Source organism: Pseudomonas migulae, from assembly GCF_024169315.1.
Lineage (GTDB): Bacteria > Pseudomonadota > Gammaproteobacteria > Pseudomonadales > Pseudomonadaceae > Aquipseudomonas > Aquipseudomonas migulae_B.
The window spans coordinates 3,887,775-3,906,527 of the sequence record NZ_JALJWR010000001.1; the positions used below are offsets into that span (position 1 = coordinate 3,887,775).

Annotated in this window: 19 protein-coding genes; 2 read left to right on the top strand and 17 right to left on the bottom strand. The window is 56.7% G+C overall.

The features are described 5' to 3' along the window. Nucleotides 1-4: 4 nt before the first annotated feature. The 17 genes from atpD to rpmH all read right to left on the bottom strand — a co-directional run bounded on the left by atpD (nucleotide 5) and on the right by rpmH (nucleotide 15,518). Nucleotides 5-1,384 (bottom strand): F0F1 ATP synthase subunit beta, encoded by a 1,380-nt coding sequence (gene atpD, locus J2Y86_RS17865; RefSeq protein ID WP_105342556.1) that lies wholly within the window; start codon nucleotides 1,382-1,384, stop codon nucleotides 5-7. Between the two features lie 27 nt (nucleotides 1,385-1,411). Then, nucleotides 1,412-2,272: a F0F1 ATP synthase subunit gamma gene (gene atpG, locus J2Y86_RS17870; RefSeq protein WP_253434148.1), complete on the bottom strand. Its 861-nt coding sequence runs from the start codon at nucleotides 2,270-2,272 to the stop codon at nucleotides 1,412-1,414. Between the two features lie 50 nt (nucleotides 2,273-2,322). Continuing rightward, nucleotides 2,323-3,867, bottom strand: coding sequence for a F0F1 ATP synthase subunit alpha (gene atpA / locus J2Y86_RS17875; RefSeq protein WP_008155713.1), 1,545 nt, complete (start codon nucleotides 3,865-3,867; stop codon nucleotides 2,323-2,325). Nucleotides 3,868-3,888: 21 nt separating this feature from the next. Beyond that, nucleotides 3,889-4,425: a F0F1 ATP synthase subunit delta gene (locus tag J2Y86_RS17880; protein WP_253434152.1), complete on the bottom strand. Its 537-nt coding sequence runs from the start codon at nucleotides 4,423-4,425 to the stop codon at nucleotides 3,889-3,891. Nucleotides 4,426-4,437: 12 nt separating this feature from the next. Then, nucleotides 4,438-4,908: a F0F1 ATP synthase subunit B gene (locus J2Y86_RS17885; protein WP_008027535.1), complete on the bottom strand. Its 471-nt coding sequence runs from the start codon at nucleotides 4,906-4,908 to the stop codon at nucleotides 4,438-4,440. A gap of 56 nt (nucleotides 4,909-4,964) precedes the next feature. Continuing rightward, nucleotides 4,965-5,222, bottom strand: coding sequence for a F0F1 ATP synthase subunit C (gene atpE / locus J2Y86_RS17890; protein ID WP_002555987.1), 258 nt, complete (start codon nucleotides 5,220-5,222; stop codon nucleotides 4,965-4,967). 133 nt (nucleotides 5,223-5,355) lie between these two features. After that, entirely contained in the window at nucleotides 5,356-6,225 is an 870-nt protein-coding gene (gene atpB / locus J2Y86_RS17895; RefSeq protein ID WP_017341701.1) for a F0F1 ATP synthase subunit A, read from the bottom strand. A gap of 16 nt (nucleotides 6,226-6,241) precedes the next feature. After that, nucleotides 6,242-6,649: a F0F1 ATP synthase subunit I gene (locus tag J2Y86_RS17900; protein WP_010465473.1), complete on the bottom strand. Its 408-nt coding sequence runs from the start codon at nucleotides 6,647-6,649 to the stop codon at nucleotides 6,242-6,244. 148 nt (nucleotides 6,650-6,797) lie between these two features. Next, nucleotides 6,798-7,670, bottom strand: a complete 873-nt coding sequence (locus tag J2Y86_RS17905) for a ParB/RepB/Spo0J family partition protein (protein ID WP_253434156.1) — start codon at nucleotides 7,668-7,670, stop codon at nucleotides 6,798-6,800. A gap of 9 nt (nucleotides 7,671-7,679) precedes the next feature. Next, entirely contained in the window at nucleotides 7,680-8,477 is a 798-nt protein-coding gene (locus J2Y86_RS17910) for a ParA family protein (RefSeq protein WP_017341702.1), read from the bottom strand. 18 nt (nucleotides 8,478-8,495) lie between these two features. Next, nucleotides 8,496-9,140 carry a 16S rRNA (guanine(527)-N(7))-methyltransferase RsmG gene (gene rsmG / locus J2Y86_RS17915; RefSeq protein ID WP_253434159.1) on the bottom strand — a complete coding sequence of 215 codons (645 nt, stop codon included), beginning with the start codon at nucleotides 9,138-9,140 and terminating at the stop codon, nucleotides 8,496-8,498. Beyond that, nucleotides 9,137-11,035 carry a tRNA uridine-5-carboxymethylaminomethyl(34) synthesis enzyme MnmG gene (gene mnmG / locus J2Y86_RS17920; protein ID WP_253434162.1) on the bottom strand — a complete coding sequence of 633 codons (1,899 nt, stop codon included), beginning with the start codon at nucleotides 11,033-11,035 and terminating at the stop codon, nucleotides 9,137-9,139. The genes rsmG and mnmG overlap by 4 nt, the downstream gene beginning before the upstream one ends. Before the next feature lie 551 nt (nucleotides 11,036-11,586). Further along, nucleotides 11,587-12,957 (bottom strand): tRNA uridine-5-carboxymethylaminomethyl(34) synthesis GTPase MnmE, encoded by a 1,371-nt coding sequence (mnmE, locus tag J2Y86_RS17925; RefSeq protein WP_253434164.1) that lies wholly within the window; start codon nucleotides 12,955-12,957, stop codon nucleotides 11,587-11,589. A 79-nt stretch (nucleotides 12,958-13,036) separates the two neighbouring features. Continuing rightward, on the bottom strand, nucleotides 13,037-14,725 hold the full coding sequence (gene yidC, locus J2Y86_RS17930; RefSeq protein WP_253434167.1) for a membrane protein insertase YidC: 1,689 nt from the start codon (nucleotides 14,723-14,725) through the stop codon (nucleotides 13,037-13,039). A gap of 2 nt (nucleotides 14,726-14,727) precedes the next feature. Next, nucleotides 14,728-14,973, bottom strand: a complete 246-nt coding sequence (gene yidD / locus J2Y86_RS17935) for a membrane protein insertion efficiency factor YidD (RefSeq protein WP_010207715.1) — start codon at nucleotides 14,971-14,973, stop codon at nucleotides 14,728-14,730. Further along, complete coding sequence (gene rnpA / locus J2Y86_RS17940; protein ID WP_197678881.1) at nucleotides 14,966-15,367, bottom strand: ribonuclease P protein component; 402 nt, start codon at nucleotides 15,365-15,367, stop codon at nucleotides 14,966-14,968. Before rnpA ends, yidD begins: the two co-directional genes overlap by 8 nt. A 16-nt stretch (nucleotides 15,368-15,383) precedes the next feature. Continuing rightward, nucleotides 15,384-15,518, bottom strand: coding sequence for a 50S ribosomal protein L34 (rpmH, locus tag J2Y86_RS17945; protein WP_003213577.1), 135 nt, complete (start codon nucleotides 15,516-15,518; stop codon nucleotides 15,384-15,386). A gap of 566 nt (nucleotides 15,519-16,084) precedes the next feature. Here rpmH and dnaA point away from each other — a divergent pair. Together dnaA and dnaN are read left to right on the top strand one after the other, a co-directional pair. After that, nucleotides 16,085-17,605 carry a chromosomal replication initiator protein DnaA gene (gene dnaA, locus J2Y86_RS17950; RefSeq protein WP_253434170.1) on the top strand — a complete coding sequence of 507 codons (1,521 nt, stop codon included), beginning with the start codon at nucleotides 16,085-16,087 and terminating at the stop codon, nucleotides 17,603-17,605. 39 nt (nucleotides 17,606-17,644) lie between these two features. Next, nucleotides 17,645-18,748 (top strand): DNA polymerase III subunit beta, encoded by a 1,104-nt coding sequence (gene dnaN / locus J2Y86_RS17955; RefSeq protein ID WP_017341709.1) that lies wholly within the window; start codon nucleotides 17,645-17,647, stop codon nucleotides 18,746-18,748. The last annotated feature ends 5 nt before the right edge of the window (nucleotides 18,749-18,753 follow it).

The following is an 18,753-nucleotide window of genomic DNA, read 5'->3' on the forward strand; positions in this document are numbered from 1 at the left end:
GGGATTACAGTTTCTTGGCTTTCTCGATCGCTTCTTCGATGCCGCCGACCATGTAGAACGCTTGTTCTGGCAGGTGGTCGTAGTCACCGTTGAGGATGCCTTTGAAGCCAGCAATGGTGTCTTTCAGGGAAACGTATTTACCCGAAGCACCGGTGAAGACTTCAGCCACGAAGAACGGCTGCGACAAGAAACGCTGGATCTTACGAGCACGGTTTACCAACTGCTTGTCGGCTTCCGACAGCTCGTCCATACCCAGGATCGCAATGATGTCCTTCAGTTCTTTGTAACGCTGCAGAACATACTGTACACCGCGAGCGGTGTCGTAGTGGTCCTGGCCGATCACGTTCGGGTCCAGCTGACGCGAAGTCGAGTCGAGTGGATCGACCGCCGGGTAGATACCCAGGGAAGCGATGTCACGGGACAGAACGACGGTGGCGTCCAAGTGGGCGAAGGTGGTCGCTGGCGACGGGTCAGTCAAGTCATCCGCCGGTACGTATACCGCCTGGATCGAGGTGATCGAACCGTTTTTGGTCGAAGTGATACGCTCTTGCAGAGTACCCATCTCTTCGGCCAGGGTCGGCTGGTAACCTACTGCGGAAGGCATACGGCCCAGCAGTGCGGATACTTCAGTACCGGCCAGGGTGTAACGATAGATGTTGTCGACGAACAGCAGAACGTCGTTACCTTCGTCACGGAACTTCTCGGCCATGGTCAGGCCGGTCAGTGCTACGCGCAGACGGTTACCCGGCGGCTCGTTCATCTGACCGTAAACCAGTGCCACTTTGTCCAGAACGTTGGAATCCTTCATCTCGTGGTAGAAGTCGTTACCCTCACGAGTACGCTCACCCACACCGGCGAACACGGAATAACCGCTGTGCTCGATGGCGATGTTACGGATCAGTTCCATCATGTTTACGGTTTTGCCTACACCGGCACCACCGAACAGACCGACTTTACCGCCCTTGGCGAACGGGCAAACCAGGTCGATAACCTTGATGCCGGTTTCCAGCAGGTCGTTGCCGCCCGCTTGTTCAGCGAAGGTTGGCGCAGGACGGTGAATGCCCCAGCGCTCTTCGGTGTCGATCGGGCCCGCTTCGTCGATCGGGTTGCCCAGTACGTCCATGATCCGGCCCAGAGTCGCTTTACCGACCGGTACGGAGATGGCAGCGCCAGAGTCGGTGACTTCCAGACCGCGCTTCAAGCCCTCGGTGGAACCCATCGCAATGGTACGAACCACGCCGTCGCCCAGCTGCTGCTGAACTTCCAGGGTGGTTTCGGCCGCGCTTTGTACTTTCAGCGCGTTGTAGATGCTCGGTACGCTGTCGCGTGGAAATTCCACGTCGATAACGGCGCCGATGATTTGAACGATACGTCCGCTACTCATAGCTGGATCCTCTGAATATTTGAACCGTTAAACCGCGGCAGCGCCGCCGACGATTTCCGAGATCTCTTGGGTGATCGCAGCCTGACGCGCCTTGTTGTAGACCAGCTGCAAATCGCTGATCAAATCACCGGCGTTGTCGGTAGCGTTCTTCATCGCGATCATCCGCGCAGCCTGTTCAGCCGCGTTGTTCTCGACCACCGCCTGGTAGACCTGCGACTCCACGTAACGGACCATCAAGCCGTCAAGCAGCTCTTTGGCGTCCGGTTCGTACAGATAATCCCAGTGGTGCTTGAGTCCTTGATCCGGGGTTGCCACCAATGGAATCAACTGCTCCACCGTAGGCTGTTGCGTCATGGTGTTGATGAACTTGTTGGACACCACGGACAGGCGATCAATACGGCCGTCCAGGTAGGCATCCAGCATCACCTTGACGCTGCCGATCAGGTCATTGATCGACGGCTCTTCACCCAGGTGGCTGATAGCTGCTACGACGTTACCGCCGAAGTTGCGGAAGAAAGCCGCACCCTTGCTACCAACAACACACAGATCGATCTCGACGCCGTTTTCGCGGTTTACCGCCATGTCCTTGACCAGAGCCTTGAACAGGTTGGTGTTCAAGCCACCACACAGACCACGGTCACTGCTCACTACGACATAACCGACGCGCTTGATTTCACGGTCGATCATGAACGGGTGGCGATATTCCGGGTTGGCGTTGGCCAAATGACCAATAACCTGGCGGATGCGCTCCGCGTAAGGACGGCTAGCAGCCATGCGCATTTGTGCCTTGCGCATTTTACTGACCGCCACTTTTTCCATGGCGCTGGTAATCTTTTGCGTGCTTTTGATGCTCGCAATCTTACTGCGAATCTCTTTTGCGCCTGCCATGTAACACCTATCAGGTTAGCAAGCGGGAGCCTTGCGGCCCCCGCTGCGGCTTACCAGGTTTGGGTGGCCTTGAACTTCTCGATACCGGCTTTCATGCCAGCGTCGATTTCGTCATTGAAGTCACCCTTCACGTTGATCTTCGCCATCAAATCGGCGTGATCGCGGTTGAAGAAAGCAATCAGCGCTTGTTCGAAGCTGCCGATCTTGGCGATTTCAACGTCAGTCAGGAACCCACGCTCAGCGGCATACAGCGACAGCGCCATGTCAGCGATCGACATTGGTGCGTATTGCTTCTGCTTCATCAGCTCGGTAACGCGCTGACCATGCTCAAGTTGCTTACGGGTCGCTTCGTCCAGGTCAGAAGCGAACTGGGCGAATGCCGCCAGTTCACGGTACTGAGCCAGAGCGGTACGGATACCACCGGAGAGCTTCTTGATGATCTTGGTCTGAGCGGCACCACCCACACGGGATACCGAAACACCGGCGTTCACAGCAGGACGGATCCCGGAGTTGAACATGGCGGATTCCAGGAAGATCTGACCGTCGGTGATGGAAATCACGTTGGTCGGAACGAACGCGGAAACGTCGCCAGCCTGGGTTTCGATGATCGGCAGTGCGGTCAGGGAACCGGTTTTGCCGGTCACTGCGCCGTTGGTGAACTTCTCTACGTATTCTTCCGAAACGCGGGATGCGCGCTCCAGCAGACGGGAGTGGAGATAGAACACGTCGCCTGGGTAAGCTTCACGGCCTGGTGGACGGCGCAGCAGCAGGGAAATCTGGCGGTAAGCCACTGCTTGCTTGGACAGATCGTCATAAACGATCAGCGCGTCTTCACCGCGGTCGCGGAAGAATTCACCCATGGTGCAACCGGAGTACGGTGCCAGGAATTGCAGTGCTGCAGATTCCGAAGCGCTCGCAGCTACGACGATGGTGTTAGCCAGTGCGCCGTTTTCTTCCAGCTTGCGAACCACGTTGGCAATGGTCGATTGTTTCTGACCGATTGCTACGTAGACGCAGAAAATGCCGCTGTTTTTCTGGTTGATGATCGCGTCGATCGCCAGAGCGGTTTTACCGATCTGACGGTCACCGATGATCAGCTCACGCTGGCCACGGCCGACAGGGATCATGGCATCGACAGCCTTGTAGCCAGTCTGTACAGGCTGGTCTACCGACTTACGCCAGATCACGCCTGGAGCAACTTTCTCGACCGCATCGGTCTCGGTGTTGTTCAGCGGACCTTTGCCGTCAACAGGGTTACCCAGTGCGTCGACTACGCGACCCAGCAGTTCCTTACCAACCGGAACTTCGAGGATGCGACCGGTGCACTTGGCGCTCATGCCTTCGGCCAGAGACTGGTAGGAGCCCAAAACTACGGCACCTACGGAGTCTTGCTCCAGGTTGAGAGCCATACCGAAGACGCCGCCCGGAAACTCGATCATCTCGCCGTACATGACGTCGGCCAGACCGTGAATCCGCACGATACCGTCAGATACGCTGACGACAGTGCCTTCGTTACGGGCTTGGGAGGTCACATCGAGCTTGTCGATGCGGCCCTTGATAATTTCACTTATTTCGGAAGGATTGAGTTGCTGCATTGCTCTGCTGCCCCTTCAAACTCAAGATTTCAATGCTTCGGCAAGGTTCGCGAGTTTGCCGCGAACCGAGCCATCGATAACCAGGTCGCCGGCGCGGATGACAATGCCCCCAATAAGGGATTTGTCTTCCTCGACTTGCAGGCGCACTTCCCGGTTGAGTCGTGCACTGAGAACCTTGGCGAGTTTGTCTTGCTGTTCTTGGTTCAATGCAAAAGCACTGGTCACTTCAACGTCTACCGACTTCTCTTGTTCGGCCTTGTACAGGTCGAACAGAGCGGATATCTCCGGCAAAAGCGGGAGACGGTCGTTTTCGGCAACGACGTGAATGAAGTTCTGTGCCTTGGCATCAAACTTGTCGCCGCACACGTCAATAAACGTGGCGGCCTTGTCTGCGCTCGTCAGTCGCGGGGCCTTGAGCACGCGCTGCATGGTGTCGTCTTGCGACACTGCTGCAGCCAGGCCGAGCATGGCTGACCAAGAGGCCAGTTGCTGGTGGGCCTGGGCGTGCTCGAAGGCTGCCTTAGCGTAAGGTCGGGCCAACGTGGTCAATTCTGCCATGATCGCCCTCGCTTAAATTTCAGCAGCCAGTTTGTTTACCAGCTCCGCGTGCGCGTTTTGATCGATTGTGGCACCCAGGATCTTCTCGGCGCCGCCGACGGCCAGTGCACCCAGTTGGGCACGCAGCGCGTCTTTGACACTGTTCAGTTCCTGCTCGATCTCGGCCTGAGCCTGAACCTTCACACGGTCAGCGTCGATACGGGCTTTTTCAACAGCCTCTTCAACGATCTGGTTACCGCGTTTCTTGGCTTGCTCAATGATTTCAGCTGCCTGAGCCTTAGCTTCGCGCAGTTGTTGACCCGCTTTATCTTGGGCCAACTCCAGGTCGCGAGCTGCTCGGGCGGCAGCGTCCAGTCCATCCGCGATCTTCTTCTGACGTTCGTGCAAAGCCGCGATGACCGGAGGCCACACGAACTTCATGCAAAACAGTACAAAAATGAAGAACGCAACGGACTGGCCAATCAGGGTTGCATTAATGTTCACGCCAACACCTCGCTCGTTCGTTGCACATCAAACCAATCACTCGAAGGTTCGAGTGATTAGCCAGCGAGTTGACCAACGAATGGGTTCGCGAAGGTGAAGAACAGAGCGATACCAACACCGATCATGGTTACGGCGTCGAGCAGACCGGCAACGATGAACATTTTGACTTGCAGCATTGGAACCATTTCTGGTTGACGCGCTGCGCCTTCCAGGAACTTGCCGCCCAACAGGCCGAAACCAATTGCGGTACCCAGTGCGCCCAGGCCGATCAACAGTGCAACAGCGATAGCGGTTAGACCAACTACAGTTTCCATCTTTCCTCCCGACTTTTACGTCGTATGGTTTAGGTTTTTTAGATTTTAAAGCGGTAAAACAAATCGTTTCATAGCCCTGTTCGGGCACCCACCCGTTTGACCGGGTGGGACATCAGACTAGTCGAGACTGGTCTTAATGGTTCTCTTCGTGCGCCATCGACAGGTAGACGATGGTCAGCATCATGAAGATAAACGCCTGCAGGGTGATGATCAGGATGTGGAACACAGCCCACGCCCACTGCAGAACTATGCCCAGGCCGCTAAGCCAGAGCAGACCGCTGCCGAACATCACAGCAATCAGAATGAAGACCAGTTCGCCGGCGTACATGTTGCCGAACAGACGCAGTGCCAGCGAAATCGGCTTGGCCACCAGCGTCACGAACTCCAGCAGGAAGTTCACCGGAATCAGCAGGGCCTGAACGAAGATGTTCTTGCTGCCGAACGGGTGCAGGGTCAGTTCGCCGATGAAGCCGCCGATGCCCTTGACCTTGATGCTGTAGAAAATGATCAACGCGAACACCGACAGGGCCATGCCCAGGGTAGCGTTCGGGTCAGTGGTCGATACGGCACGGAATGGAATGTGCGCATCGCCAGTGATCAGGATGGCCAGCTGAGGAATCCAGTCGACCGGGATAAGGTCGACGGCGTTCATCAGGAAGACCCAGACGAAGATGGTCAGTGCCAGCGGTGCAATCACCGGGCTACGGCCATGGAAGCTGTCTTTCACGCTGCCATCGACGAATTCGACCAATACTTCAACGAAGTTCTGCAATGCACCAGGCTGACCGGAAGTCGCTTTCTTTGCCGCCATGCGGAAAAGAAGAACGAAGATCAGACCCAAAGCGACCGACCAGCCGAGGGTATCGACGTGGAAAGCCCAGAAGCCCATTTCCTTGGCCTCTGCTGCGGTGTGGGCAAAACCCCACCCGCCGGTTGGGTGCTGACCGAAGGTCAGGTTCTGCAAGTGGTGCTGGATATAGCCCGAAGCGGTTGTTTCTGCCATGGTTGCCTCAAACGCCCTAAGGTCTCGAAAGTCTTGTTCTCATCAGCAGGGGCGCGAACCAGCTGACCAGTTGGGTCAACACGAAGACGCCGAATACAGCTAGCGGCGCCAATGGCTTCACACCTGCAAACGTCAACGCAAAAAGCACTGCCGTCAAAATCAGTTTGCCCGCCTCGCCGGCATAAAAAGACCGGACGATGGCTTGAGCTGCTCGGGCGCCGGAAAACCGAAATGCCCTGTGAGCGAAATAAACATTGGGTAGCAAGGCTATCAGGCCTCCGCAGAGTCCTGAGTACCCGGCAACGACTCCGTGCCATTGCCAGAGCGCCAAAGCGGCGATCAGCAAAACGACAAACTGAGCCATCAACACCGGAAAAACTGCCAGGCGATGGAACGGCAAGCGGTTTGGCGTGCGGCTTTCCATCACAATTACTCCCCAATGGTCGGCTGCCAGAATTCAATAACTTGGCATAATTTGTGCCGACAAAATGCGCGCAGAGTATAGGGGCGGTTCTGCCCCTATTCAACTGTCAGGTAGTGATTTCCGACTGCACGCTACATGAGGAAATGTTTCAGCGAATGTGTGCAAGCACACCCTGAAGCTCATCGAGGGAGTTGTAACCGATCACCAACTGCCCCTTCCCCTTCTTTCCGTGTCGGATCTGCACCGCAGAGCCTAGGCGCTCAGCCAGGCGCTGCTCGAGTCGGGCGATATCAGGGTCCGGTTTTGTCGCTTCGACAGGCTCCGGTTTGCCACTCAACCACTGGCGAACCAGTGCCTCAGTTTGGCGCACAGTCAGCCCCCGTGCGACAACATGTCGCGCCCCTTCAACCTGTTGATTCTCCGGCAAACCAAGCAAAGCACGCGCATGACCCATTTCCAGGTCACCGTGGGACAGCATGGTCTTGATAACTTCCGGCAACGCGATCAAGCGTAGCAGGTTGGCCACGGTCACGCGGGACTTGCCCACCGCTTCGGCCACTTGTTGCTGAGTCAGCTGGAATTCCTGCTGCAAACGCTGCAGGGCTACCGCTTCTTCGATCGGATTGAGGTCTTCACGCTGGATGTTCTCGATCAGCGCCATGGCGATGGCGGTTTCATCCGGCACATCGCGAACCATCGCCGGGATGGTTTCCTGGCCAGCCTGCTGGCTGGCGCGCCAGCGGCGTTCGCCGGCGATGATTTCGAAGCGGCCGCTACCGATCGGACGAACCACGATCGGCTGCATCACGCCTTGGGCCTTGATCGACTGCGCCAGTTCTTCCAGCGCCTGCGGGTCCATATCCCGACGTGGCTGGTACTTGCCACGCTGGATCAGGTCCAGGGGCAAATGCTGCAGCTCACGTTGATCGGCTTGTACCGCCTGTTCTTCCAGAGAGCTGACAGTCGGACCGCTCAGCAGTGCATCCAGTCCACGTCCGAGACCTCGTTTCTTGACGGCCATGGGGATTCCTTAAGTTGGCTGAGCAGCGGCGGTGCGTGAGTTTTTGCGTTGACGGCGAACCATCTCGCCCGCCAATGCCAGATAGGCAATGGCGCCCCGTGATGTCTTGTCGTACGCCAGCGCCGGCATGCCATAGCTTGGCGCTTCGGCCAGGCGGATGTTGCGCGGAATGACGGTGTCGTAGAGCTGCTCGCCGAAGTGTTCCTTGAGCTGAGCCGACACGTCGTTCATCAGGCTCAGGCGCGGGTCGTACATCGTGCGCAACAAGCCTTCGACTTTCAGGTTCGGGTTCAGCAGTTCAGCGATGCGCTTGATGTTATCCACAAGATCGCTCAAGCCTTCGAGCGCGAAGTACTCGCACTGCATGGGGATAATGACCCCGTCGGCCGCAACCAGAGCGTTCAGTGTCAGCATCGACAGCGACGGCGGGCAGTCGATCAAAATGTAATCGTAGTTTTCACGGATCGGCGCCAACGCGCTGCGCAGGCGGCTTTCCTTCATCTGCATTTCCAGCAGAACCACTTCGGCCGCGGTCAGGTCACGGTTGGCCGGCAACAGCTGGTAACCACCGTGCTCCGAGTAGTGCATGGCCTGGGCCAGGTCGCACTCGCCGATCAGCAAGTCGTAAACCGAATTTTCCAGGCCGTGTTTATCCACACCGCTGCCCATGGTGGCGTTGCCCTGTGGATCGAGATCGATCAACAGCACCCGGCGCTTGGTAGCGACCAGGGAAGCTGCGAGGTTGATGCAGGTGGTGGTTTTACCCACACCACCCTTTTGGTTCGCTATCGCGAATACCTTAGCCATTCTTGCTTGTGTTCCCAATCATGCCGTGCGGCGCAGTATCAGCAGATGGCGTTGGCCTTGGCAACCAGGTACGGCCAGGGCGTGTTCGCTATCGAGGTGGAAGTCTGCCGGCAATGCTACCAGCTCATCGGCCGGATGAACGCCCTTCATTGCCAGCCAGCGTGTATCGGCGTCGCCGAGGTGGCGAGTCCAGTTGCTGAAGTTCTCCATGCTGCTGAACGCCCGGGAAATGATCCCGTTGAACGGCTGCGCAGGCTGGAAGGCTTCGACGCGACTGTGGATAACTTGCAGGTTATCCAGTTTGAGTTCGAGTTTGACCTGGGTCAGAAAGCGGGTTTTCTTGCCGTTGCTGTCCAGGCAGGTCACTTGCGACTCTGGAAACAGGATAGCCAACGGAATGCCCGGCATGCCGCCGCCGCTACCCACGTCCAGCCAGCGGCCGTTTTCGATGAACGACATGATGCTCAAACTATCGAGCAAGTGGCGCGAGACCATTTCGTCCGGGTCGCGCACGGCGGTCAGGTTGTAGGCCTTGTTCCATTTGATCAACAGGGCCAGATAGCCCAGCAACTGCGCGTGCTGGGTTTCGGTCAGTGTGACACCGAGCTGGCGAGCACCTGTGGATAACTCTTCGGCGTGTTGCGAGGTGACCAACGAACTCAAGCGCTTTGCTCCAACTGACGGCCCGCGCCGCGTTTTTTCAAATGAATCATCAACAGCGAAATCGCTGCTGGCGTAACGCCCGGAATACGTGACGCCTGGCCCAAAGTCTCTGGACGGGTCGCGCCGAGCTTGCTCTGGATCTCTTTCGAGAGACCGGAAATGTTCGTGTAATCGATATCCACAGGCAGTTTTGTGTCTTCGCTGGCCCGCAGGCGCGCGATTTCATCCTGTTGACGATCGATGTAGCCGGCGTATTTGGTCTTGATTTCGACCTGCTCGGCAACCTGTGGATCTTCTGCGCCACCGCCGGTGACGGCGATCAGACCAGCGTAGTCGATTTCCGGACGGCTCAGCAGGTTGAGCAAGTTGTATTCGTGGGTCAGCGGCGTACCGAATTTTTCGGAAATCGCATCGCCCTGCTCGGTGCCCGGGCGAACCCAGGTGCTTTTCAGGCGTTGTTCTTCCAGTGCGATGCTTTCGCGCTTGGTGCAGAAAGCCGCCCAACGCGCGTCATCGACCAGACCCAGTTCACGACCTTTTTCGGTCAAGCGCAGGTCCGCGTTGTCTTCGCGCAGGATCAAACGGTATTCGGCACGGGAAGTGAACATCCGGTACGGTTCTTGAGTCCCCAACGTAATCAGGTCATCGACCAACACTCCGATGTACGCCTCGTCGCGACGCGGGCACCAGGCCTCTTGGCCTTTTGCGCGCAGTGCGGCGTTGGCTCCGGCCAGCAAACCTTGGGCACCGGCTTCTTCGTAACCGGTGGTGCCATTGATCTGTCCGGCGAAAAACAGACCGGCAATCACTTTGGTTTCCAGGCTGTATTTCAGGTCACGCGGATCGAAATAGTCATATTCGATGGCGTATCCCGGACGCACGATGTGTGCGTTCTCCATGCCGCGGATCGATTGCACGATCTGCAACTGCACGTCGAATGGCAGGGATGTGGATATCCCGTTCGGATACAACTCGTGCGTGGTCAGACCTTCCGGTTCGATGAAGACCTGGTGGCTTTCCTTGTCGGCAAAGCGGTGGATCTTGTCTTCGATCGACGGGCAGTAACGCGGGCCAATGCCCTCGATCAACCCTGCATCGGAATACATCGGCGAACGATCGAGGTTCGCCGCGATGATCTCGTGGGTCCGGGCGTTGGTGTGGGTAATCCAGCAGCTCACCTGTTTCGGATGCTGCTCTTTGGAACCCATGAACGACATCACCGGGATCGGCGTATCACCGGCTTGCTCGGTCATCACCGAGAAATCCACGGATCGACCGTCGATGCGCGGCGGTGTCCCTGTTTTCAAGCGGCCGACACGCAGTGGCAATTCACGCAAACGATGAGCCAGGGCAATCGAGGGCGGATCACCAGCGCGACCACCGGAATAATTCTGCATCCCGATGTGGATAAGTCCACCGAGGAAGGTGCCAGTGGTCAACACCACGGAATCCGCGAAGAAACGCAGGCCCATTTGGGTGACGACACCGCGCACTTGTTCCTGCTCGACGATCAGGTCATCAGCGGCTTGTTGAAATATCCACAGGTTCGGCTGGTTTTCCAATGCTTCGCGGACAGCGGCCTTGTACAGAACACGGTCTGCCTGAGCGCGCGTTGCACGCACGGCCGGGCCTTTGCGGCTGTTCAGAACGCGAAACTGGATACCGCCTTTATCGGTTGCCATGGCCATCGCGCCGCCGAGGGCATCGATTTCTTTCACCAGATGGCTTTTGCCGATCCCGCCAATGGCAGGGTTGCAACTCATGGCACCGAGGGTTTCCACGTTATGCGTCAGCAACAGGGTTTTCGCCCCCATGCGTGCTGACGCCAGTGCTGCCTCGGTACCGGCATGACCGCCGCCGATGACGATCACTTCAAAACGGGAAGGGAAATCCACCACGCACCTCGTGCCTGCTTAAGTAGGTAATTCAGGAATAGTTTGAGCCCGGGTTTCTGGACCAGGTCGGCAAGTATAGGGACTTCGCCCTTCCTAAAGAACCCTTTGCACAAAATTTAACCAGCTGTGGAGAAGTCGGGGTTATAGAAATTAAAAAGAGAGAAATTTATTAAATCTTTGTTTTTATGTTTATTTCTACTGAGGCACCTTTCTGTGGATAGATCTCTACAGGCCCTTATATTCAATATGTACAGAGATTCAAAACCCTGTGGTCATGTGCCAATGAGGGCCTTGGATAACCGGTGTAAGCCTGTGGATGAAAGGGGTGGTTATCCACAGAGGCGGTTATCTTCAGTTTTGAGGCCCTGTTATCAACTGCCCTTAGTGGCAGTTATTCACAGGGCTTAATCCACAGAAAAACCGGGAATGATCGAATTCCAGGCATGGAAAATCCGCTCAAGCAAAAAGAATCAGCTCGGCACTGGAGGAAGAATTAGAGAAAGGAGGGAAACAGACAGGCGCGGGACGGCCTGTCTGTGGACAACGGAGGTTTATTTACCGATACAGAAGCTGGAAAAGATTCGTCCCAGCAGATCATCGGAGCTGAATGCGCCGGTAATTTCACCCAAGGCGTGCTGCGCCTGACGCAAATCCTCTGCCAGCAGTTCACCGGCACCTGCCAGGGTCAGCTGTGCACGACCATGCTCGAGGGAAGCACTGGCATGCCGCAATGCTTCAAGGTGACGCCTGCGAGCACTGAAGCTGCTTTCCGAGGTCTGTTCATAGCCCATGCAGGCCTTGAGGTGGTCACGCAGCAATTCCAGGCCCTCGCCTGCAGACTTGGCGCTGAGGCTGATGGTGACGTGCCCATCCTCGCTGACTTCCAGGGCAATAGCTTCGCCAGTCAGGTCCGCCTTGTTCCGGATCAGCGTGACTTTGGCCGGATCCGGGCGGGTCTCCAGGAACTCCGGCCACAGCGCGAACGGATCAAGGGCTTCAGGAGCGGTGGCATCGACGACCAGCAGTACGCGATCTGCCTCGCCGATGGCTTTCAGCGCCCGTTCCACACCGATTTTCTCAACCTGATCATCGGTATCCCGCAGGCCAGCCGTGTCGACAACGTGCAACGGCATGCCATCAATGTGGATATGTTCACGAAGAATATCCCGGGTCGTGCCGGCAATCTCAGTCACGATCGCTGCTTCTCGCCCGGCCAGGGCGTTCAGCAAGCTGGATTTTCCGGCATTCGGCCGACCCGCGATGACCACCGTCATGCCGTCACGCAACAAGGCGCCTTGCCCGGCTTCTCGCAGTACGGTGGATAACTCGTCGCGTACTTTGTCGAGCATGGTCAACACGTGGCCATCGGCAAGGAAGTCGATTTCTTCTTCCGGAAAGTCGATTGCCGCTTCGACATAGATCCGCAGGCCAATCAGTTGCTCGGTGAGGTTATGCACACGTTCGGAAAAGGCGCCCTGCAACGAACGCAGTGCATTTCGCGCCGCCTGTGCAGAACTTGCCTCGATCAAATCGGCGATGGCTTCGGCCTGGGCCAGGTCGAGCTTGTCGTTCAGGAAGGCACGCTCACTGAATTCACCCGGACGGGCCAGGCGGCAACCCAGTTCCAGACAACGTTTTAGCAGCATATCGAGAACGATCGGGCCGCCATGGCCCTGGAGTTCCAGCACATCTTCGCCGGTGAACGAGTTCGGTCCCGGGAAATAGAGCGCGATGCCTTGGTCGAGCACCTCATCGTTTTCACTCAGGAACGGGCCATAGTGGGCAAATCGCGGCTTGAGTTCACGACCACTGAACGCTTTGGCCGCCACACTCGCCAACGGCCCGGAAATACGGACGATGCCCACACCGCCGCGACCTTGAGCGGTGGCGACGGCGGCGATGGTTTCACGAGGAACGCTCATAAACCGGTATCCAGACAAAAGTGACAGATAGCAAAACGCCCCACTAGGGGGCGTTTTGAGTGGTTACCCACAGAGTAAGTTACGCCTCGGCTTTTTTGGTAGCCGCTTCGATCTTACGCGTGATGTACCACTGTTGGGCGATGGACAGGCAGTTGTTCACTACCCAGTACAGCACCAGACCAGCCGGGAACCACAGGAAGAAGAAGGTGAAGATGATTGGCATCATTTTCATGACCTTCGCCTGCATCGGATCCGGAGGAGTCGGGTTCAACTGCTGCTGGATAAACATGGTTGCACCCATGATGATCGGCAGAATGAAGAACGGATCCTTGATCGACAGGTCGGTAATCCACAGCATGAACGGCGCCTGGCGCATTTCAACGCTTTCAAGCAGAACCCAATACAGCGAAAGGAAAACCGGCATCTGCACGAGGATTGGCAAGCAACCACCCAGCGGATTGATCTTCTCTTTCTTGTACAGCTCCATCATGGCTTGCGACATTTTCTGCCGGTCATCGCCATGTTGCTCTTTCAACGCAGCCAGTTTCGGAGCCACTGCACGCATACGGGCCATGGATTTGTAGCTGGCAGCCGACAGCGGGAAGAAGATCCCTTTGATCAGCATGGTCAGGAAGATAATCGACCAGCCCCAGTTACCGACGATGGCGTGAATGTGTCCCAGCAGCCAGAAGATTGGCTGGGCAATGAACCAAAGAATGCCGTAGTCGACAGTCAGTTCCAGGCCTGGGGACAACTCTTTCAGCACTGCCTGGCTTTTCGGCCCGGCGTACAGAACGGCACTGGTTTCGGCTTTCGCACCTGGCGCAACACTGATTGCCGGGCCGGTATAACCGATGATGTAGTTGCCTTTGCTGTCTTTGCGGGTCTGGACGACGTTGTTTTCGCCCTTCGCCGGAATCCACGCGGTCACGAAGTAGTGCTGCAACCAGGCAACCCAACCACCAGTGACGGTTTCCTTCAACTGCGCCTTGTCCATGTCCTTCATGGACACTTTCTTGTACGGCTCGTTACTTGTCCACAGGGCTGCGCCCAGGTAAGTCGCGGTACCGGTGGCGGTGGTTGAGGAAGGATCGCCGCTGGCGTCACGCTTCAGTTGCGCGAACATCGCACCGGACCAGGGCTGTGCGCTCTGGTTGTCGATCAGGTAGGAAACGGTTACGTCATACAGGCCACGTTTCAGGGTGAAACGCTTGATGTAGTTGACGCCGTCCTTGCTGAACTTCAGGTCCACGACCAATTGGTCCTGACCGTCAGCCAGTTGGTAAATCTTCTTCTCCGAGGCGTAAACCGGACGACCGGCTGGACTTGCGTCCGGGCCGTTGGTACCGATCAGACCGCTTTGCGCCAGGTAAGTCAGTTCGCCGCCGTTATCAAACAGCTGGAACGGAATTTCCGGATGGTCCTGACGACGTGGATACAGCGGCAATTTCAGTTGGGCGACATCACCACCTTGTGGATCGATAGCCAGATCGAGCACATCCGTTTTGATCTGGATGAGGTCTTTGCTTGCAGCTACCGGCGTTTCAGCAGGAGCAGTAGCAGTGGTATCGCTTGCGGCGCGTGGAATGTCGTCACTGACGGAAGCATTATTGCCAGTCGCCGTATCCGGTAGGCCCGGTGCGGTAGTACTGGAAGCAACATTCTGAGTCGGCAGGGCAGCCTGGCCATAGTCCTGGTTCCATTTAAGAACCATAACGTAGGACACGATTGCCAGGGCGACGATCAGGATCGTGCGTTTGATATCCATGATTACTCGGCCATCGAAGAAGAACGGGAGGTAGGGATAGGTGGAACCGGGTCATAACCACCGGGATTCCACGGATGACAGCGACCTAAACGACGAAAGGTCAGCCAGCCACCGCGCAGAAGGCCATGATTTTCTATGGCTTCTAACGCGTAGCAGGAACAACTGGGGTAGAAACGACAGTGACTGGCCATCAGGGGACTAATGGCATAGCGATAAAACTGGATCGGAACGAGTGCCAGTTTACGCATCGGGACTGTCTACCCCTACAGTTTCGGTTTTGACTGCTGGTACCGGCGAGCTACGTGCCAGACGTTTCCAGAGTTTGCCGAAATGCTGAATCAATTCGGGGTTTTCTACGTCACCCAAACCTTTGCGCGCGACGATAACGATGTCCCAACCGACCAGTGAATCCTGGTGCAGACGGAACGATTCGCGCATCAGACGTTTGAGGCGATTGCGCTCGACGGAGAGCTTTACGCTCTTTTTCCCGATAACCAACCCGAGACGGGGGTGATCAAGATCGTTGTTGCGCGCAAGGAGCAGGAGATTTTTCCCCGGAACCTTGCCGGTAGGGGAGTCAAAGACTGCCTTGAAATGCCGGGGAGTAAGCAGACGCTTTTCCCGACTGAAGTCCTGACTCACCTCCAGTGCCGGCTTATCAAACTGCCAGACGCGCACGACCTTTGGCGCGACGACGCGACAGAACGGCACGGCCGTTCTTGGTAGCCATGCGAGCACGGAAACCGTGGGTACGAGCGCGTTTGATAGTGCTTGGTTGGAAAGTACGTTTCATTGTCGTGTTACCTGGTTCGTCCACAACGGGCCGGAATGGCCCCCGTTTTAAGAGACCGGGGATTCTAGAGAAAGCAAGCCTCTAGGTCAATTTCCAACCAGCGTTTCCTTATAAATAGATCTCCCGTGGTTTTGCTCGCCTTCCACCTTGGCCAAATATAAAAATAAAGAAGGAAAGTATTTAAAGCTTTTCTGTAAAGCTTATAAAAGCTAGGGCACCGATCGTCTGTGGATAACTGCCTTAAGGCCTTCTATCCCGTGATGTACAGAGAATGACAACTACGGTGGAAAACGGTGGTCAGCCTGTGCTGCGCTGTCGGATAAGCTGTGCGTGAAAGGGGTAGTTATCCACAGGCTGGTTATCCACCGAGTTTCGCCCCCACTTGTACAACGACCTCAGGGTCGGTTATCCACAGACCTTATGCACAGACCATTGGTCGTCTTTTTTGCGTATAAATCGTTGATTCTTCTTGGTCGGTGATCCACCTACGTGTGGATAAGTCGGCGTCTGGTCGCTACAATGGCCGCTTGTTTTTGCCTCACCGGCTTTCAACTTAGGGGATATCCGTGTCAGTGGAACTTTGGCAGCAGTGCGTGGAGCTTTTGCGCGATGAGCTGCCTGCCCAACAATTCAACACTTGGATCCGTCCACTACAGGTCGAAGCCGAAGGCGACGAGTTGCGTGTCTACGCGCCGAATCGTTTTGTTCTCGACTGGGTCAACGAAAAGTACCTGGGCCGCGTCCTCGAACTGCTTGATGAGCATGGCAACGGCATGGCGCCGGCGCTCTCCTTATTAATAGGCAGCAAACGCAGTTCGGCGCCGCGTGCCGCACCGAACGCTCCACTGGCTGCTGCCGCGTCCCAGGCACAGGCGGCTCAATCGCCTGTCAGCGCTCCGGCGCCCGCCCCATCGGCTACGCCGACCAAGCGTTCGACGCAGAAGGTTGCCGAAGTCAGTGAAGAGCCATCGCGCGACAGTTTCGACCCGATGGCCGGTGCCAGTTCTCAACAGGCCCCGGTGCGTTCGGAACAGCGCACGGTGCAGGTCGAAGGTGCGCTCAAGCACACCAGCTACCTGAACCGCACGTTCACCTTCGAGAACTTCGTCGAGGGCAAGTCGAACCAACTGGCCCGCGCAGCGGCCTGGCAGGTAGCGGACAACCCCAAGCACGGTTACAACCCGCTCTTCCTTTATGGTGGTGTCGGCTTGGGTAAAACCCACTTGATGCACGCTGTGGGTAACCATCTATTAAAGAAGAACCCGAATGCCAAGGTCGTGTACCTGCATTCGGAGCGTTTTGTGGCCGACATGGTCAAGGCACTGCAACTGAACGCAATCAACGAGTTCAAGCGCTTCTACCGTTCGGTGGATGCATTGCTGATCGATGACATTCAGTTCTTTGCCCGCAAGGAACGCTCACAGGAAGAGTTTTTCCACACCTTCAACGCCCTGCTCGAAGGTGGCCAGCAGGTCATTCTCACCAGTGACCGCTACCCTAAAGAGATCGAAGGTCTTGAAGAACGCCTGAAATCCCGCTTTGGCTGGGGCCTGACGGTTGCCGTCGAGCCGCCGGAGCTGGAAACCCGTGTAGCGATCCTGATGAAAAAAGCCGATCAGGCCAAAGTCGATCTGCCTCACGATGCGGCGTTCTTCATTGCCCAGCGCATTCGTTCCAACGTCCGTGAGCTGGAAGGCGCGCTCAAGCGCGTGATCGCCCACTCGCACTTCATGGGCCGCGATATCACCATCGAGCTTATTCGTGAATCCCTGAAAGACCTGTTGGCGCTGCAAGACAAACTGGTCTCTGTGGATAACATTCAGCGCACTGTCGCCGAGTACTACAAGATCAAGATTTCCGACCTGCTGTCCAAGCGTCGTTCTCGCTCGGTCGCTCGTCCGCGTCAGGTTGCCATGGCGTTGTCCAAAGAGTTGACTAACCACAGCCTGCCGGAAATCGGCGACGTGTTTGGCGGCCGCGACCACACGACCGTTTTGCACGCCTGCCGCAAGATCAATGAACTTAAGGAATCCGACGCGGACATCCGCGAGGACTACAAGAACCTGCTGCGTACACTGACCACTTGATGCATACCAGCGCAGCTTATTAAGGCAAGGGACTAGACCATGCATTTCACCATTCAACGCGAAGCCCTGTTGAAACCCCTGCAACTGGTCGCAGGCGTCGTCGAGCGCCGACAGACCTTGCCGGTGCTTTCCAACGTGCTGCTGGTTGTCGAAGGCCAGCAACTGTCGCTGACCGGTACCGACCTGGAAGTCGAGCTGGTCGGTCGTGTACAACTCGAAGAGCCCGCAGACCCGGGTTCCATCACTGTGCCTGCGCGCAAGCTGATGGACATCTGCAAGAGCCTGCCGAACGACGCGCTGATCGACATCAAGGTTGATGAGCAGAAGCTGGTGGTAAAGGCTGGCCGTAGCCGCTTCACCCTGTCGACCCTGCCGGCCAACGATTTCCCGACGGTTGAAGAAGGCCCGGGCTCGCTGACCTGCAGCCTTGAGCAAAGCAAACTGCGTCGTTTGATCGAACGCACCAGCTTCGCCATGGCCCAGCAGGACGTGCGTTACTACCTCAACGGCATGCTGCTGGAAGTCTCGGCCGGTATCATCCGCGCTGTGGCTACCGACGGTCACCGCCTGGCCATGTGCTCGATGCAGGCTGATATTGGTCAGCCGGATCGCCACCAGGTCATCGTGCCGCGCAAAGGTATTCTGGAATTGGCCCGCCTGCTGACTGAGCCGGATGGCATCGTCAGCATCGTCCTGGGTCAGCACCACATCCGCGCTACCACGGGCGAGTTCACCTTCACCTCGAAACTGGTCGACGGTAAATTCCCTGACTACGAGCGCGTTCTGCCAAAAGGCGGTGACAAGCTGGTACTCGGCGACCGTCAGGCCCTGCGTGAAGCGTTCAGCCGTACCGCGATTCTGTCCAACGAGAAGTACCGTGGCATCCGTCTGCAACTGGCCAACGGTCAGTTGAAGATCCAGGCGAATAACCCGGAGCAGGAGGAAGCGGAAGAAGAGGTGGGCGTTGAATACAACGGCGGCAACCTGGAAATCGGTTTCAACGTGAGCTACTTGCTCGACGTGCTGGGCGTGATGACCACCGAGCAAGTCCGTCTGATCCTGTCCGACTCCAACAGCAGTGCGCTGGTGCAAGAGTCGGACAACGACGATTCGGCTTACGTCGTCATGCCGATGCGTCTGTAATCATG

Excerpts from the sequence above, each read along its gene's own strand:
- J2Y86_RS17900 (WP_010465473.1), bottom strand. The coding sequence starts at position 6,649 with ATGGAAAGCCGCACGCCAAACCGCTTGCCGTTCCATCGCCTGGCAGTT.
- atpA (WP_008155713.1), bottom strand. The coding sequence starts at position 3,867 with ATGCAGCAACTCAATCCTTCCGAAATAAGTGAAATTATCAAGGGCCGC.
- atpG (WP_253434148.1), bottom strand. The coding sequence starts at position 2,272 with ATGGCAGGCGCAAAAGAGATTCGCAGTAAGATTGCGAGCATCAAAAGC.
- yidC (WP_253434167.1), bottom strand. The coding sequence starts at position 14,725 with ATGGATATCAAACGCACGATCCTGATCGTCGCCCTGGCAATCGTGTCC.
- rpmH (WP_003213577.1), bottom strand. The coding sequence starts at position 15,518 with ATGAAACGTACTTTCCAACCAAGCACTATCAAACGCGCTCGTACCCAC.
- J2Y86_RS17905 (WP_253434156.1), bottom strand. The coding sequence starts at position 7,670 with ATGGCCGTCAAGAAACGAGGTCTCGGACGTGGACTGGATGCACTGCTG.
- J2Y86_RS17910 (WP_017341702.1), bottom strand. The coding sequence starts at position 8,477 with ATGGCTAAGGTATTCGCGATAGCGAACCAAAAGGGTGGTGTGGGTAAA.
- mnmE (WP_253434164.1), bottom strand. The coding sequence starts at position 12,957 with ATGAGCGTTCCTCGTGAAACCATCGCCGCCGTCGCCACCGCTCAAGGT.
- atpE (WP_002555987.1), bottom strand. The coding sequence starts at position 5,222 with ATGGAAACTGTAGTTGGTCTAACCGCTATCGCTGTTGCACTGTTGATC.
- atpD (WP_105342556.1), bottom strand. The coding sequence starts at position 1,384 with ATGAGTAGCGGACGTATCGTTCAAATCATCGGCGCCGTTATCGACGTG.
- J2Y86_RS17880 (WP_253434152.1), bottom strand. The coding sequence starts at position 4,425 with ATGGCAGAATTGACCACGTTGGCCCGACCTTACGCTAAGGCAGCCTTC.
- yidD (WP_010207715.1), bottom strand. The coding sequence starts at position 14,973 with ATGCGTAAACTGGCACTCGTTCCGATCCAGTTTTATCGCTATGCCATT.
- atpB (WP_017341701.1), bottom strand. The coding sequence starts at position 6,225 with ATGGCAGAAACAACCGCTTCGGGCTATATCCAGCACCACTTGCAGAAC.
- dnaN (WP_017341709.1), top strand. The coding sequence starts at position 17,645 with ATGCATTTCACCATTCAACGCGAAGCCCTGTTGAAACCCCTGCAACTG.